Raw genomic sequence first — 17,077 nt, 5'->3', positions numbered from 1 at the left:
TTTGATGACCTTGCAGGAATGACATTAGATTTGAGTGATAAAAATATTGTGCCTGATGAAAATGGAAAGGTAGAAATTGATGTAAATGATGCAGTTCCGCAAGGGAATATGGCAAGAAATATGATAAAAGGAAATTTAAGTTTTGTAATAGAAGGTTTTAATTTTAAAAAAATGAATGGGGTATCTTCAATAAACAGGCCAATACAAAATATATATGTAATGAATAATGAGATATATGTTACGCAGACATATACTATAAATGATAATCGTGAACAACAGGGAAATGTTAAAATTTCAAGGTGTGTGATTGACACAAAGGACAATAAAACTGCTAAGAGAGTAGATGATATGAATATTGAAGGTGTTGGACATGGTCAAAATCTGATTCCGTATCAGTATAATAATAAACAGTATTTTATTGTATGTGCGAATGCGGTAAATAATAATCCTACAAATGAAAAATCTTGGGAAGCAAATAAAATTGGTAGGATTGTGTATGATGCAGGAACTACTAAAACAAGTAAAAATATCAATATGCTTGAAGATACAGAATATTCAAATAAAACAAGAGAACCATTTAATAATATAAGAAGATGTGCGGTTTATGTGTCTCCGGATAATAAAAAGATACTTATGTTTAAACAGAATACACAAAGAGCGGTTCAATATTCATTTTATGATTTTGATGTGGTAAAGCAAGTGTTGGACAGTAATTCAGCTAAAGATATGAGCTTTAAGTATAGTGATAAATTACAAGCAGCATGTTATGATTATGAGATTAATTCTAATGATTTACCGGTTAGTCAATTACAGGGAATTGCAATTGATAATAGTTTAAATATATACATAGTATGCGATGGGAATGGTACATATAATACTAGAGCAGATCTTTGTGTTATTTTTAAAAAATCAAAAAGAACAATATATTACAATGTATATTGGGATATATCTGAAGAGATTGAAATAGAGGGCATACAGGTGTGTAATAATAAAATATATATAGGCGTGTCTCCTAAGAATGAAAAATCAAGAAACAAGGCATACATATATTCTGTTGATAATGGACTTATATATGAATAAAAATATATGCGAAATTTTGTATGACTTGCAACAAAATTAAAGAAATGCTGTCTTATATTATAAGAGATGATATGATATGATGCGAGAATTAAGAATGAGGAATAAATTTTTGTATGCAGGATTTGTGTCTGTACACACTTGGCACAAATTTTATGCACGAAATATATCATATTTAATACTATGCAAAAAAGTGTGCAGAAATGGAGGGTCAGTATGAAAAATAAAAAAAGTACCAAAAGAATAAAAAATATATTTACTTTTACAGTAATGATTTGCAGCCTATGTTTATTTTGTGGATTTTTGGTGACAGAAAAAGCATCAGCCAAAAAAACAACAGTGAAAAAAGTAAGTTCCGCATTGAAGAATGGCACATTTACGGTTTCAGGCAAAGGAAAAATGCCTGAGAGTGCCATGCCAAAGGTTGCACAAAAAAAGAAGATTAAAAAGATTGTTATTAAAAATGGAGTAACCGAACTGCCGGAAGATGCATTTAGGGATTGCAGCAAGGCAACAGTTATAACAATAGCACCAACTGTAAACAGAATAGGTGCAATGGCATTTTATAACACGGGAGTAGAGAAAATAACGATTCCTAAAAAAGCGGGAAATTTAGGTTATGGTATGCTTCAAAATTGTAAAAATCTCAAGAAATTAACAATACCGGGAAATTTTTGGGCAAGAGAACCTAAAAAAGCAGCCAATAAAAAGAATCTTATCGGTTCATTGATACTTGGAAATGATAATTCAAATATTGTTAAAAAAGTAAAATTTTCAACGAATTTTAATGGAGATTGTCAGAGCTTTGTAGGAGATTGTGAGGGATTTGAAGTTTTGTCGGATGATCCTTATTACAAGAGCATAGATGGTTGTATATATTCAAAAGATGGAAAAATACTTGAAGTTGTACCTTATGGAAAGAGCGAGGTTAGTATTGCAGAAGGTTGTGAAATTATAGATATACAGAGCTATAAATATGATACAGGCAAATATATTAATGGCAAGTATAATAACTATATGTATAGTGGGTGCGGTAAAATAAAAAAGATTATCTTTCCTTCAACATTCAAAAGTCTGCAAGGGGGATATGATAATGATATTTCCGGTGTGACATTAAAAAAGTGTACAGATATTGAAGTTGAGTTTAAAACAGATAAACTTGATTTAGACACGATTAAAATTTTATGGGATTCGTATTTTATTTGGAAGAAGTCACTTGCAAATGAACTTGTAAGAATGAATTATGCAACAATAAAAAATGATATGGTAATAATTCGTGAGGATGGAGGATTGTATGGCTATGTTGGAGAAAAGAAAAATGCAGAGATAACGATTCCTGACGAAGTAAAGTATATTCGTGAGAATGCATTTAACTCACTTTTGAGTTCAACTTCACAGAAATTTTCGATAAGGTCGGTAGTGCTTAATAATAACATAGAAACGCTGCCAAAGTATGCTTTTGCCGGAAATAAAGAGATAAAAGTATATACAAACAAAGAGATAATGATTCAGAGATACACTTTTGATAACTGCGGAGAGTATGAAATAATAAGATTGACTCATTGATGCACCACAGTATGACAACAAACATTAGATTTGGGTGTGACAAGTGGTAGGAAGTAATATATTTATGGCATTGATATAGTGCAAATGTAAATTTTATCATGCTTAGAAAGGGAGGCTCAGTATGAAAAAAGAAAAATATATTATAAGCAGAAAACTCATAGGCGGTTTGCTTTTAAAAACCATTATTGTGTTTGGAGTTTTTATTTTAGCTGCAGCAGCGACTATGTTTATGCAGTCTGATAAAACTTTAGCGGCGAAGAAAAAAACAAATTCGTATATTAAAATATTAGGCGGCTCAATGCAGCTTAAAAATGGTGTCCTTACGATTCAAAAGAAAGGAGATCCTTTTGTAGCCGTTAATGAAACGGTACTCCCCAAAAAATCAATAAGAAAAGTCATAGTAAAAGAAGGAGTTACCTGGTTACCGGATGAAGCATTTAAGGACTGTAAAAATCTGAAAACAGTTATATTGCCAAATTCTTTAAAAACAATAGGAATAAGTGCATTTAATAATACCGCAGTTAAAAGCATAAAATTACCTAAAAATCTTAAAGTAATTAAAAAATGGGCTTTTGAGGGCTGTAATATTGAAAAGATAAATATCCCTAAATCCGTTGAGAGAATAGGGGTACAGGCATTTTGCTATACAAAAATAAAAAATATTACTATACCAAAATCTGTTAAGAAACTCGGTGTTGGAGTGCTTGACGGTTGCAAAAAACTTGAGACTGTGACTATGCCGGGAGATGTAGAAGTGATAAAAGTTCCAAAACCCTCTATTGATAATGATTTTTTTTCATGTACGGACTTGTTTTATTATAAAAGAAGAGATGATGGTTCATCCGACCCGATAAAGAAAGTGAAATTTACAACTGCACTTAATACCGATATTTTGAAAAGATTAGCAGAGTGCGAAAGCTATGAAGTTTCATCAAAAGATCCACATTTTAAGAGTGTTGATGGGATGATATATTCAAAAGACGGAAAAACACTCGTAAGGATACCGCTTGGAAGAAAAAAGGTAGTCATATCGGATAAATGTAGTACAGTAGCTACAAGAAGTTATGGGTATAGAACATATGGAATGAGTGTGCTTAGAGAAATTGTATTTCCTAAATCAGTTGTTAAAATAACAAGCGATAATGATTTGAATTTTGACATTTCACATTATAAATGTAAAAATATTAAAGTAAGCTTAAATATGTCCCAGCTTGACAATAAATCAATACAGAGGTTATGGACAACAAATAAGTACTGGAAAAAATCTTTGAAAAATGAATTGTTGAGAAAGGGATTTGCGAGTTTAAATGAAAAAAATGAGCGTATGCTCATGCTTGCAGATGGTTATCTGTGCAGTTATCTTAAAAAAGAAGAAACGGATACAGATGAAACTGAGACACGGGAAGATATAGTCGGTCTTGTAATTCCGGATAATGTTAAAACAATAGGAACGGAGGCATTTTCGGAGTACGACATAAGTTATATTACTTTGGAAAATGGAGTCGAATTTATAGAAGATTACGCATTTGAAGGTTGTGGACTGAAAGATGAAAATGATAATTGGTATGCTGTTGTATATGTAAAGAGAGATAATATACATATATCTGACAAGGCATTTGCCGGTGGAGAGAGTGTTAGGATTGTCATGGAAAAATAAGGTTAAAATAATTACAATATTATTAGGATTACTCCGGTATAGGACAGTATAGAAATGTAACAAAGCAGAAAGAGGACATTGCAAAGTCACATTATAGAAAATATGTGAACGACAAAGTCCTCTTTTTTTTATTTAAATTTTTTCAATCTTCAATCAGCATATTTATGAGTTTAGACACTGCGATGCTTGTACCACGACTTATATCTTGAATGAGGCATATTTCCCTTTCAAGTTCACTTTCAATAAGTGGAATTTGGAGAATATCTCCACTTTCAATAAAAGGTTTTGCAAGTTTTTCAGGGCAGAAACCGATGCCGAGGTTATGTATTACCATAGGTATTATCTGGTCAGTTGTTGCAGCTTCTATATCAGGTGCAAATTTGAGATGATTGTCAAAAAAATACTGATGATGTGAATCGTGTGTAGCGGTTCCGTCTGTCAGTGAGATAAACGGTATGTTTAAAAGGTCGTGAAGGCTTTGTCGTTTTTGGGCAATTTCACTATAGTCTTTACCGCAGATGAGTATTTCTTTGAAAGGGTAAAGGGTAGTCATGTGCAGTGGCTTTTTATAGTCTACCGGAGTTGTGATGACGGCAAAGTCGACCAAACCCTTTTCAAGAGCTGAAACTGCCTGTGGTGCGGAATGATTGGAAATTCTGAGTCTCACATGAGGGTATTTTTTGTGGAATTTTTCAAGTTTAGGTAAAAGAAAAAGTCTAAGTGCCGTTTCGCTTACACCTATCGAAACAATTCCAGTTTCAAGACTTTTGTTTCGTATAAGTTCGTTTTCGCCAGTGGTAAGCTGAGCCATAGCTACAGCAACATGGTCATAAAGCTGTTTTCCTTCAGGTGTGAGTTTGACACCTTTGTGCGAACGGATAAGAAGTTTACAGCCGAGTTCACTTTCTAAAATATTCATATATCGTGTGATGTTTGGCTGATTGTTGTTCAATGCTTCTGCGGCTTTTGAAAAACTTTTATATCTTGCCACATAGAAGAAAATTCTGTAGTAATCTAAAGTCATATAACACCTCATTTTTGTAAAAGTATGGGTAACAGTTCAGCCATAAAAAGATAATTGGCAATACAATGAACTTGTTCATTGTATTGTTAAGTATCTTTTTATGGTAGAATAGCCTTTCATTTCTGAAATGAAATAAACATAAGCTGCATAGCAGCGACTGACAGCTTGCTGGCAGGTTTATGAATTTCTGAAATGAAAGGCTGAACTGTTACAAGTATGGAAATAAGTGCAACGAAAATTATTGATTTTTCGTTTTTATAGTATAATATGGTTTTTGTTGGATTGCAAGGAAACGATATGCAATTTATTTTTTGTAATTCGGAAAATAATCTGTTATAATAATCAGGCGGTGTAATGTGGAAAATATTTAACACTATCAGGCAAATGGCGGAGCGGATTGCAAATATACGCTTGACAATGCAGGGTACTTTAAGAAAAAAGAAATGAGGATTGATATGAGACTTATACTGGTTGCGATTTTTTTAATACTTTATACAATTTTTACGATTCCGATGGCTCTTGTGTTATGGATCATCGGCAAATTTGATGAGAGAAAAAAGGCGGTTGCTGCACAGGTATGTGTCAAGGGCGGCTTTAAAGTGATTTTGTTTCTGTCGGGTGTGAAGCTGACCGTTAAGGGCAGAGAGAATATAGTGAAAGACAGAGCGGCACTTTATGCCTACAATCACAGAGGATTTTTTGATATTCTAGTGGGTTACACAACAGCACCTATGCCTACGGCTTTTGTCTCTAAAAAGGAAATTGAAAAAACACCTATGATTTCATGGTGGATGAAACAGATGAATTGTCTTTTTCTTGACAGGGAAAATATAAAAGAGGGCATGAAAACCATTTTGCAGGGTATTGAACTTTTAAAGAATGGAACTTCTATATATATTGCACCTGAGGGAACAAGAAATAAGGGCGAGGAGCTTCTAGAGTTCCATGAGGCGAGTTTTAAACTTGCTGATAAGGCGAAATGTCCTATCATTCCGGTTGCGATAAACAATACCGATGAGGTCTTTGAAAAGCATCTTCCGTGGATTCACAGTGCTCATGTGACTATAGAGTATTGTGAGCCTGTTTATATGGAAGAGATGGAGAGAGCCGAGAAGAAGCATGTTGGTGAAAAGGTTAGAGAGATAATCGGAGAGAAAGTTAAAGCAAATGCATAGTCTGTTCACTGGTTAATGAGATATATCAAAGATTTAACACTATATAAGGAAGCGGCAGAGCGAATTGAGAATATTTGCCTGACTTTACGATATACCGGAGCTGCAAAGTTTTTTGCACAATACCGTAAAGTGTGTTATACTAATATGGAAACGGTTTTTATTTTAAGGGGGAATTTCCGTAAGCTGTCTTGTAACAACTGGCTGCGAATATCCGCTTGACATAAAAATCTATGGATTGATATTCGTGTCTGGAGCACGAAAAAGAATTTATGCAGAAAGAGGTTACATTTTATGAACAATGAATTTGTTTTAGTGCCTGTACTTGGGGTAAAAGTGTGGGTCGTGGTTATGATTGTAATTATCGTTTTGCTGATAGCTGCACTTGTTGCCCTTAGTATATATGGCAGAAAATTGCAGAAACGTCAGGAAAGCACACAGAAAGAGATAGAGGCAGCAGCACAGAATGTGTCATTGCTTATAGTTGATAAAAAGCGTATGAAGCTTAAAGAGTCGGGTCTTCCACAGCTTGTTATAGACCAGACACCTAAGTATCTCAGAGGTCAGAAAGTGCCTATCGTAAAAGCTAAGGTCGGACCAAAGATTATGACGCTTATCTGTGATGAAAAGATTTTTGAACTTATTCCTGTTAAAAAATCAGTTCGTGCGACAGTGAGCGGTATCTATATTACAAAGGTTCAGGGTCTTCGTACAAATCTTGAGGCTAAACCAAAGAAAGTTAAGTTTTCTCAGAAGATTAAGAATAAGTTTTCTAAAGACAAGTAAAGGTTATTTAAAATCCGCTGTTCATATTTTCATCGTGAGCAGCGGATTTTTTTAATTTAATGACTCAATAACCATCGTTATAGTGCAGTCAGAGACATGGCTGTAATTCATGTCAAGTCCGTAATCGATGGAAATCTCTATTTTATCGTCAGCTTCTTTGATGTCAACTCGTGTAGTATCAAGGGACATCTGCATTGAACCAAAGGGTGTTTCATAAAAACCTGTATGTGTTTTTCCAGTTTTAAATGTCATTTCGGTGTTTGTTGCACCACGCTTTGTCAGTGTGACGGTATCTCCTGATATTTTAAGGAGATTTGATATTGTAGCATCTCTCCCAGTTTCCTCATCTCTGAAATATTCTTTATATGATATTATGTGTTTTCCGGCGACAAGGCGGTAGTTTCCGGTCTGTTTTGTCTGTATGCCCTCTTTATCATCTATTTCATGTTGCAGACCGTGTACGGTGACAAGTACATTATTGTTCATAGTATTCCTCACTTCATTTCTCTATTCGTTCAGTGTTACCCGTGTAGAGCACATTATAGCATATGAATGTGGGAAAGTACAATGTTACATGATAAATGTAAAAGATTTTATTGTAATCAGTAATATAAGGAGCAAGTTCGGATATTACCGATTATATTTTTATGGCTGAACTGTTACGGTTCTGTTGTTGAATTGTTTGTAAATACATCATAAATTCCGCAGCGGATTTTTACATCGGCGGCATTTTTGCCATCATTTTTTGTGTGCTGTGGTTTTTCAAGGGAATCATATTCTTCACGGGTAAGTGAATTTTTCAGCTTTGCTTTTGACTCGTCAGGAACTGTAGCTGTCGTTGCGTTTTCAAAGCAGAGACTTGGAAAGAGGACGCACCACCAGTTGTGACCGGCAGCTTTGCCGATTTCAACACATAGGGCATCATAATATCCTGCCGGAAATGTGAGATCTCCGTATGTTTTTACAGGAAAATATCGGTTTTGTATAAATACTTTTACCGAATAAGAATAACCATTTTGGTGAATAGTATAATCGGCGGTATTTTTAATATTTTGAAATTTTGAGGCAACATACTGTTTTGCCTGAGCCGGTGAAGTGGCTGTGTTTAAACCGGTCTGAAGTTCATGTAAGATACTATCTCTTACTTTTAGTTTTAAATTCTGGTCGTTATCGCTGTCACTGTTGGCAATGACATGAAGTCTTAACACACTTTTTGCAATATTTTTCTGTATTTTGTTGATACAGTTTGCTTTTTTGATGTGTTTTGTGGATAAAACTTTGGTATGTTGTGTAGTTTTATTGTTTTTGTATGTGCTCAGATAAGATGTATAATTTTTAATACTGATAAGTAAAAGTGTAAATGCTGCCGAATAAATGGCGATAATAAATATAAGCTTATATAATTTTGTTTTGTTCATGTTTTTAACACTCCGTTTTTTATTTGACCGTCATTTATTACCGTTGTCCATGCATATGTTGCATTTGGCATTTAATATGCGGATGAAACCGACTGTTTTGTGACCTGTCATAATGGGGAGTGTTGCCGTGAAAAAAAATTTTATTCACATATTTATGCATTTTGTATATGCGAACATCAGCTAAAGTTTTTATTAAGATGATGGCGAAAAGGTGCATTGTCAGCGTAAATATGTTATTATAGCGTTAATTGGGAGTTAGTGTGAAAAATCTATATATGCAGGATTTTTTGCATGGCAATTTGTTTTTGAGCAGAACAAATTGTTTTTAAGGCAGACGCAAATTTGAAATTAACCGAGCTGAAAGCGAGGGAGGCTTCTTGACTGAAAGTCAGGGAGATGGAGTTTTAAAAGAACTTAATAAATGAAAATTTGTTCAATATTTGCCTATTAGCAACAAGTTGCTCGGAAATGAGGATTAATATATGTCAAATAGAAATATAAGAAGAGGAGACACCAGAGTGTTTAATCCGGATGACATTGTTGTCAGAGAGAGACAGTCGGGAAACAGGCAGGCAGGAAATGTTTCAGGTGGCGGTTATGGCAGAAACGGAAGTGGGGCATACGGTCAGAGAGTGGAACAGACTCGTGGACAGTACAGTGGTAATGCGGGACAGTACGGAAAGCGTGCACAGGCGGCAGGCACAAGAAGAGTCGAAGCCGGAAATACACTTTCACCAAAACAGGCTAAAAAGCAACAGAAGAAGCTGAAAAAACAGAGAAGACATAAAAAGTTTTGGTTTGGTTTTAAGATTTTTATGCTTATTGCACTTATAGCGATACTTGCTGCACTTGTTGTTATATATTTTAAATTTGGTGATGACCTCCTAAAATGGAAGATGGAAGCAACGGATGTTGTTGAAAATTCGACAGCAGATACATTTAGGGCATCGGAGACAAGTATTATCTATGCTTCAAATAAGTCCATGATAGCAAAGCTTAAAGGTGATAAGGACTCGTATTATCTTAGCTTTGATGAGATTCCACAATCGGTAAAAGACGCAATGGTTGTTACTGAGGATAGAGATTTTTATAAGCATGAGGGTGTAAACTTTTGGTCTACTGCAAAAGCAGCGGTTATGCTTGTTGAGAGCAAATTAAGACATAAGGATATTTCACGAGGTGGAAGTACAATAACACAGCAGCTTGCAAAAAATGTATTTTTGTCAAATGAGAGAACCTATGAGCGAAAAGTCAGGGAAATATTTATTGCTTTGGATCTTGAAAAGAAATATACAAAAGATCAGATTCTTGAATTTTATATAAATAATATTTATTTTGCAAATGGATATTATGGTATAGAAGCGGCGAGCAGGGGATATTTTAATAAGCCGGCGAAAGACCTTGACCTTGCAGAAGCTGTATTTCTGTGCTCTATACCGAACAGACCAAGTTTTTATAACCCTTTGGAGCATTACCAGAACACGCTCAAGAGAAAGAACCGTATTTTAAAACAGATGCTTGATGAAGATTGTATATCGGCTGCTGAGTACAGTGACGCAAATTATGAAAAAATAGTATTAAAGCCTGCACAGGCAATAAAGACTCAGAATTATATGACAACATATGCCGTAAGCTGTGCCACAAAGGCACTTATGAAAGCGAGAGGATTTGAGTTTAAGTACAAGTTTAAAAATGATGAAGAAAAGAAACAGTATGATAAGGAATATGACAAGTTGTACGATGAATGTCACAATTCTTTATATACCGGTGGGTATAGGATTTATACTTCGCTGAATAAAAAGAAGCAGAAGAAACTTCAAAAGGCAGTAAATGACCAGCTTGCAGGATTTAAGGAAAAGACAAAGAAGGATAAAGTGTATAAATTACAGGGTGCAGCTACCTGTATAGATAATTCAAACGGGCTTGTTGTTGCAATAGTAGGTGGGCGAAAGCAAAAGAGTATTACAGGATATACACTAAACAGAGCTTATCAGAGTTACAGACAGCCGGGAAGCTGTTTTAAGCCGATAGCGGTCTATACGCCGCAGCTTGAGAGAGGATATACACCTGACAGCATAGTTGATGATACTTATTTTAATGGAGGTCCACACAATGCTGACGGAAGTTATGCCGGAAAAATATCACTTAGATATGCAGTTGAAAAATCAAAGAATGTAATCGCATGGAAACTTTTCCAGGAACTTACACCTGAGGTGGGGCTTTCATATCCTATTAAGATGGGATTTGCCAACATTACAGACTCCGATTATTATCCGGCGGCTTCGCTTGGTGGTCTGACAAACGGTGTCACAACTGTTGAGATGGCATCTGCATTTGCAACAATAGAAAATGACGGTTTGTTCAGAGAGCCTACCTGCATAAGCAAGATTACGGATGCGGATGGCAAGACTATAGTAAATAATAAAAAGATCCGCAGGGAAAAACAGGTATATAAGAAAAATGCCGCAAGGATGATGACAAGCATTTTGCAAGGAGTTCTTGTGAGTGGAACAGCAAGAGGAAACGCACTTGACAATATGTCATGTGCAGGTAAGACAGGAACCACAAGTGATAAAAAAGACGGATGGTTTTGTGGATATACACCATATTATACTACTACAGTATGGGTAGGATATGATAACCCGAAGACTATTTCAGACTTGTATGGAAATACATATCCGCTTAGGATATGGCGTGAATTTATGTCGGATATACATCAGGGGCTTAAGAATGTTGAATTTAAGTCTTATGATGGAGAAAAGAGTACAAGTTCATCAAGCGGATACAGTGGAAGTTATGGCTCGGATGGAAATACAACGGCAACGGCTGTGCCTACGATTGATCCGGATGCAGCAGAAGCGGATGAAACAGAACCAACAGAAGCACCAGTAACTGACGATGGAACAGATACGGGTGATAGTGGTGATAAAACACCTCCTACTAAAAAGCCGTCAAGTGACAATGTTGATACGGGAGATACCGACGACGGAACAGATTCACAGCCGGACGATGTTGGTGGTGGAGATAATTCCAATCCGGATGATGTAGGTACGGATGATATGCAGGAATAACAATATTAACAGAATAGCCTTGCTTTGCATTTTTAAATCCATAAATTTGTCACAGCAAGGCTTTCAGATTAAAATTATGCAGGTACAGTGTATATATAAAATTTATATATAAAATTTATATATAAAATTGATGAGAGTAAACAGGCATGAAACGAGGGATGGTATGACGACTTTTAGTTTATGTATGATAGTGAAGGATGAGGAGGAAGTGCTTTCAAGGTGTCTCAACAGTCTTTGCGATATCATGGATGAGATAATTATCGTAGATACTGGTTCAACTGACAGGACAAAAGAAATTGCAAAGAAATATACCGATAAGGTTTTTGATTATAAATGGTGCAATGATTTTGCAGATGCAAGAAATTTTGCGGCATCAAAGGCAGTTGGTGATTATATTTATACAGCAGATGCAGATGAATATCTGGATAATGAAAACAAAGAAAAGCTTCGTCAGTTAAAGAAGATAATGCTTCCTGAGATAGAAATTGTTCAGATGATTTATCATACACCGGCTGAATTAAGTACGGTTTACAATTTTGAAGAGGAATACAGACCAAAACTTTATAAGAGATTAAGAGCGTTTACCTGGATAGACCAGATACATGAGACTTTAAGAATAGACCCGGTTGTATATGACAGTGATATTATTGTGGAACACAGACCGCTTACAAATCATGCAACAAGAGATTTTAAAGCATTTGAGAGGATAGCGGCAGATGGGAAAAGGTTTTCAAAGAAACTTCATCATATGTATGCGATGGAGCTTTTCCGTTCGGGAGAAGATAAAGATTTTTTAAAGGCTGAGCGTCTGTTTAAAAGAACGCTTGAAGAAGATGGCAGAAGTATAGATGAAGTGAAAGAAGCCTTTTGTGTGCTGGCAAGGTGTTATAGATTGAAGGGTGATGCGGTGGCATTTATGGAATGTGCCCTCAAAGATGCGGCTACTACATTATGTGCTGAGATATGTTGTGAACTGGGAGTTTATTATGAAAGTATCGGGAATGTTTCGGAGGCTGTCATGTGGTATCAGAATGGACTTACGGAGACGGAGAGTATTCTTGATATAAGGAGCTCCGGGGAGATACCTAAGTTGGCGTTGAGGAGGCTTGGGATGGATGTGTAGGCACAATCCAATTCAGTGCAATGAAAGTCGGCTGTCAGTATAATATTATATTGTAAGTTTTGATGTGCTTTACATATGAAAATGTTTTGTGACAATGCCGGATGTGCTTTACATACAAATATGCTTTCTAACGATGCTGGGTGTGTTTTTGTATATAAATGTGGTTGGTAATAAAGTAGAATGTTTTATGATATATGCTGGAAAATAATGTTTTGGTGATTTTATAGCGATAAATAGTAATAATATAAATATCAAATGTTTGGAATGGAGTTTTAATATGGATGAGAAAACATATATGACGATTGATGAAAAGACAGCTGAGGAGATTGATAACAAGATGCCGGACGAGAGTGAGTTGTATGATCTTGCGGATTTGTTCAAGGTTTTTGGAGATTCGACCAGAATTAAAATTCTCTATGTTCTGTTTGAGAATGAGATGTGTGTTTATGACATCGCATCTATTTTAAATATGACGCAGAGTGCTATATCGCATCAGCTTCGCATATTGAAACAGAACAGGCTTGTCAAGTTTAGAAAAGAGGGCAAAACTGTGCTTTACACACTTGCGGATGAGCATGTTTTCACGATATTGAGACAGGGGATTGAGCACGTGGAGGAGTAGGAGAGTATTTCGTTTTCATCTCGGCAAATTTTCACTTGCCTTTTTTTATTGCATATGATATATTAAAAACAACATATGAATAATTGTTCATATGAACATCAATTTTAATATATCAGAACAATGTGACAATTCAGCTTTGTGTTGCAATTATTTTTTATGGCTGAACCGTTACAAACAAATATAAATAAAAGTGAGGTGTAATATTATGAGAAAGAAATATCATATAGAGGGTATTGACTGTGCGAATTGTGCAGCTAAAGTTGAAAAAAAGATGAATGAACTGCCGGATGTGGAAGTTACATTGACATTTGCGACGAGCCAGCTTATGGTAGATGCTGAAAATCCTGACGAGGTATTAATTGAACTTAGAAAAATTGCCGACAAGATGGAGCCGGGCACGGTGATAGAGGAAATCTCAAAGACAAGAAAACATGGAGGAAAGAAGAAATCCCACTACCATGACGACGATTTCTGTGAAGACGATTGTTGTCGTGGAGAGCATGAGGGACATGAACATCATCATCACCATGGCGACGATTGCTGCGATGATGATTGTTGCTGTGGAGAGCATAAAGAACACGAGCATCACTATAAGCACCTTGAGGGTGTGGCTAAGAAAAAGTATCGTATAGAGGGCATTGATTGTGCGAACTGTGCAGCTAAAGTTGAAAAAAAGATGAACGAACTGTCGGATGTGGCGGTTACATTGACTTTTGCGACAAGCCAGCTTTTGGTAGAAGCCAAAAATCCCGACGAAGTTCTTCCAAAACTTAGAGAGATAGCAGACAAAATGGAACCGGGAACTGTCATTGAGGAATATAGCAGTGAAAAGGAGAAATCAGTTGAAGCGGATGAAGATGGAGATGATGATGTCAAATTGGAACTTATAAAAATTGTAACCGGTGCATTCGTTTTTATAGGTGGTGTTGTCTGTCAGAAATATCTTAATGCTATGCCGGCTGTGTATATAGCTCTTTTCGTTGTGTCATATGTGATACTTGGTGGTGAGGTTGTCTTAAAGGCTGTTAAAAATCTTTTCAGAGGAAAAGTTTTTGATGAAAACTTCCTTATGAGCATTGCAACAACCGGTGCATTTGCAACGGGTGAATATCCGGAGGCAGTAGGAGTTATGCTGTTTTATGAGATTGGCGAGCTTTTTGAGGATATTGCAGTTGGAAAGAGCCGCAAACAGATTATGGAAGCAGTTGATATGCGTCCGGAGATTGTAAGATATGTAGACGGAAACAATGTAATAGAACTTGCCCCTGAGGAAATAGAGGTTGGAGATGTTATCGAGGTAAGACCTGGCGACAGAATACCACTTGACGGTGTTATCATCAAGGGGGATAGCCGCATTGATACTTCGGCGGTAACGGGTGAGCCTGTTCCTGTAGGGGTAAAAGAGGGAAGTGAAGTTGTTTCGGGCTGTGTAAATATGTCGGGGGTTATATATGTAAAGGTTGAGAAAATTTTGGAAGAGTCTATGGTAAGCCGTATTCTTGAAGCTGTTGAAAATGCGGCGGCATCAAAACCTAAGATTGACAGATTTATAAGCAAATTTGCAAGAGTATATACACCTATCGTTGTATTTGCAGCTTTGGCTACGGCGGTTATCCCGTCATTTATAACGGGAAACTGGCATTACTGGATATACACGGCACTTACTTTTCTTGTAATAAGCTGTCCTTGTGCACTTGTTCTTAGTGTACCGCTTGCTTTCTTTGCAGGAATAGGTGCAGGTTCTAAAAAAGGAATTTTGTTCAAGGGCGGTGTTTCTCTTGAATCACTTGCAGCGGTAAAAGCAGTTGTCATGGATAAGACAGGAACAGTGACGGAGGGAAATTTCAAAGTAGCACAGATAGTAAGTGACGGTGGATATACAGAGGACAGAGTGCTTGCATTTGCAGGGGCAGCAGAGAGCCGTTCAACACATCCGATAGCTACGAGCATTATGGAGGAAGTGAAAAACAGACGACTCGATATACCTCAGGTTGCGGATATAAAGGAAATTTCCGGAAAAGGAATGGAAGTCATACTTGAAGATGGAAAACTTTTATGTGGAAATTTAGAGCTTCTTGCCATGAATGGGATTGAAGTGCCTGAAAAAGCAAAAGAAATTTATGGAACAGAAGTATTGCTTGCATTTGAGGGGAAATATATCGGATATATCGTTATCAATGATAAGATAAAATCAGACTCAAAACAGGCGATAAATGACATAAGAAGGTACGGTCTTTGGACTGCAATGCTTACGGGCGACTCTCAGAAAAATGCCGAGATGGTAGCAAAAGAAGCGGGAATAGATGTCTGCTATGCAAAACAGCTTCCGCAGGATAAACTTAACAATCTTTCAAAAATCCGTGAGGAAAAAGGTGCGGTTATGTTTGTCGGTGATGGAATAAATGATGCACCGGTACTTGCAGGGGCAGATGTAGGAGCGGCTATGGGAAGCGGAGCAGATGCAGCGATAGAAGCAGCAGATGTTGTGTTTATGAATTCAAGGCTCTCAGCTATACCTGAAAGTATAAAGATTGCCAGGAAAACAAAAGCCGTTGCAATGCAGAATGTAATAGGAGCACTTATAATAAAGGCACTTGTAATGGTTCTTGGATTTGTGGGAATTGCATCAATGTGGATGGCTGTATTTGCTGATTCCGGAGTTGCAATGATATGCGTGCTTAATTCGGTAAGGATTTTGTTTGGGAAGAAAGAGTGAGAAAATAAAAGGAATAAAGAATATTATTTTATGAACTTGTGAGGAATCCGCAAGGGAAATAAGGGGATTTTTTATTAAGCGTTGCTCGCTACTTTATCAAGAAGTCTTGCGGAATCCCGCTTTGCTTTTCTTGTTGAGTGAGCGTAAATGTTCATTGTGGTACTGACATCGGAATGTCCTAACAGTTCCTGTACATCTTTTGGAGCTGCCACGTTTGAGAGCAGGTTGCTGGTGTAGGTGTGCCGTAACTGGCCTACACACAGTCAGCAGAAATTCTGTTCAGATGAATGTACAAAGGTAAACCACAACAAAAAATCATTGGAGTTTTACCACAAGAAGCAAAAGGAGAAAATACTATGCAAAGATTTATTACAGACGAAAGAACAGGTATCTGATACGAACTCATCGGAGATTACTATTATCCCTGCCTGACAGTAGAGGAAAGTCCTCCCCTTTCAAAATACGGACGGTTGCGGCAACGATATTTGAGGGAACATAAGCGTGTGCTATATTTTAATCTGCTGACAAGCGGAAAGTTATATGAACACCTTGCCGAAATTGATACTTCGGCTCGTGATATGGCGGAATATCTGATAAAGGAAATGGCAAAGAAGCAAGGTGTAACGGAAGAACTGAAAGCAACGGATATGATGAGATGGATAGGATTGATGAATAACATTCGAGACTGTGCCGATGAGATTGTATTGAATGATATTGTGTATTCCTAACGGATACCAACCGAAGAAGAACTGCTGTCAAACCGATGGCAGTTTTTCTTTTTCGGCAAGTATTCAAGAAGTCATTAAGTTGCGAGTATAATCGAAGTGGTAGAAAAGTTACCTATT

General features: G+C 36.5%; 13 protein-coding genes and 1 pseudogene. 10 read left to right on the top strand and 4 right to left on the bottom strand.

Features of this window, described 5'->3' with window-relative positions; all coding sequences use genetic code 11:
- The 3 genes from DW721_RS16160 to DW721_RS13010 form a co-directional block, all read left to right on the top strand.
- Nucleotides 1–1,080, top strand: a 1,080-nt coding sequence (locus DW721_RS16160; protein ID WP_182436324.1) for a helveticin J family class III bacteriocin, incomplete at its 5' end; no start/stop codon positions are given.
- Between the two features lie 213 nt (nucleotides 1,081–1,293).
- Nucleotides 1,294–2,643, top strand: coding sequence for a leucine-rich repeat protein (locus DW721_RS13015; protein WP_182436323.1), 1,350 nt, complete (start codon nucleotides 1,294–1,296; stop codon nucleotides 2,641–2,643).
- Nucleotides 2,644–2,764: 121 nt separating this feature from the next.
- Nucleotides 2,765–4,300: a leucine-rich repeat domain-containing protein gene (locus DW721_RS13010; RefSeq protein ID WP_118746002.1), complete on the top strand. Its 1,536-nt coding sequence runs from the start codon at nucleotides 2,765–2,767 to the stop codon at nucleotides 4,298–4,300.
- A 142-nt stretch (nucleotides 4,301–4,442) separates the two neighbouring features.
- Here the strand turns inward: DW721_RS13010 and DW721_RS13005 are convergent, their stop codons facing one another.
- Entirely contained in the window at nucleotides 4,443–5,324 is an 882-nt protein-coding gene (locus DW721_RS13005) for a LysR family transcriptional regulator (RefSeq protein ID WP_022013536.1), read from the bottom strand.
- 455 nt (nucleotides 5,325–5,779) lie between these two features.
- Between DW721_RS13005 and DW721_RS13000 the strand changes: the two genes are divergently transcribed.
- On the top strand, nucleotides 5,780–6,499 hold the full coding sequence (locus DW721_RS13000) for a lysophospholipid acyltransferase family protein (RefSeq protein ID WP_055945519.1): 720 nt from the start codon (nucleotides 5,780–5,782) through the stop codon (nucleotides 6,497–6,499).
- Nucleotides 6,500–6,790: 291 nt separating this feature from the next.
- Complete coding sequence (locus DW721_RS12995) at nucleotides 6,791–7,282, top strand: hypothetical protein (protein WP_022013534.1); 492 nt, start codon at nucleotides 6,791–6,793, stop codon at nucleotides 7,280–7,282.
- A gap of 51 nt (nucleotides 7,283–7,333) precedes the next feature.
- On the opposite strand, the gene DW721_RS12990 is transcribed toward DW721_RS12995, so the two are convergent.
- Nucleotides 7,334–7,768: a DUF1934 domain-containing protein gene (locus DW721_RS12990; RefSeq protein WP_055945517.1), complete on the bottom strand. Its 435-nt coding sequence runs from the start codon at nucleotides 7,766–7,768 to the stop codon at nucleotides 7,334–7,336.
- Nucleotides 7,769–7,941: 173 nt separating this feature from the next.
- The gene (gene spoIIR, locus DW721_RS12985) at nucleotides 7,942–8,700 is read right to left on the bottom strand and encodes a stage II sporulation protein R (protein ID WP_118746001.1); all 759 of its coding nucleotides are present in this window, start codon (nucleotides 8,698–8,700) and stop codon (nucleotides 7,942–7,944) included.
- A gap of 482 nt (nucleotides 8,701–9,182) precedes the next feature.
- On the opposite strand from spoIIR, the gene DW721_RS12980 reads away from it, so the two are divergent.
- From DW721_RS12980 to DW721_RS12965, 4 genes are all read left to right on the top strand, one after another.
- The gene (locus tag DW721_RS12980; RefSeq protein ID WP_118746000.1) at nucleotides 9,183–11,771 is read left to right on the top strand and encodes a PBP1A family penicillin-binding protein; all 2,589 of its coding nucleotides are present in this window, start codon (nucleotides 9,183–9,185) and stop codon (nucleotides 11,769–11,771) included.
- A 163-nt stretch (nucleotides 11,772–11,934) separates the two neighbouring features.
- On the top strand, nucleotides 11,935–12,894 hold the full coding sequence (locus tag DW721_RS12975) for a glycosyltransferase family 2 protein (RefSeq protein ID WP_055945512.1): 960 nt from the start codon (nucleotides 11,935–11,937) through the stop codon (nucleotides 12,892–12,894).
- 277 nt (nucleotides 12,895–13,171) lie between these two features.
- Entirely contained in the window at nucleotides 13,172–13,516 is a 345-nt protein-coding gene (locus tag DW721_RS12970; protein ID WP_022013529.1) for a metalloregulator ArsR/SmtB family transcription factor, read from the top strand.
- Nucleotides 13,517–13,721: 205 nt separating this feature from the next.
- On the top strand, nucleotides 13,722–16,232 hold the full coding sequence (locus DW721_RS12965; RefSeq protein WP_118745999.1) for a heavy metal translocating P-type ATPase: 2,511 nt from the start codon (nucleotides 13,722–13,724) through the stop codon (nucleotides 16,230–16,232).
- A gap of 74 nt (nucleotides 16,233–16,306) precedes the next feature.
- On the opposite strand, the pseudogene DW721_RS12960 reads toward DW721_RS12965, so the two are convergent.
- A pseudogene (locus tag DW721_RS12960) lies at nucleotides 16,307–16,483 on the bottom strand (tyrosine-type recombinase/integrase); the annotation flags it as partial.
- 153 nt (nucleotides 16,484–16,636) lie between these two features.
- On the opposite strand from DW721_RS12960, the gene DW721_RS12950 reads away from it, so the two are divergent.
- A complete protein-coding gene (locus DW721_RS12950; RefSeq protein ID WP_118745998.1) occupies nucleotides 16,637–16,960 on the top strand; it encodes a TnpV protein in 324 nt (107 codons plus the stop codon).
- Nucleotides 16,961–17,077: the final 117 nt, after the last annotated feature.

The organism is Clostridium sp. AM27-31LB (genome assembly GCF_003480745.1).
Classification (GTDB): Bacteria; Bacillota; Clostridia; order Lachnospirales; family Lachnospiraceae; genus Butyribacter; species Butyribacter intestini.
The sequence above is the reverse complement of the archived record's forward strand: the minus strand, read 5'-3'. Positions and strand labels throughout refer to the sequence as shown.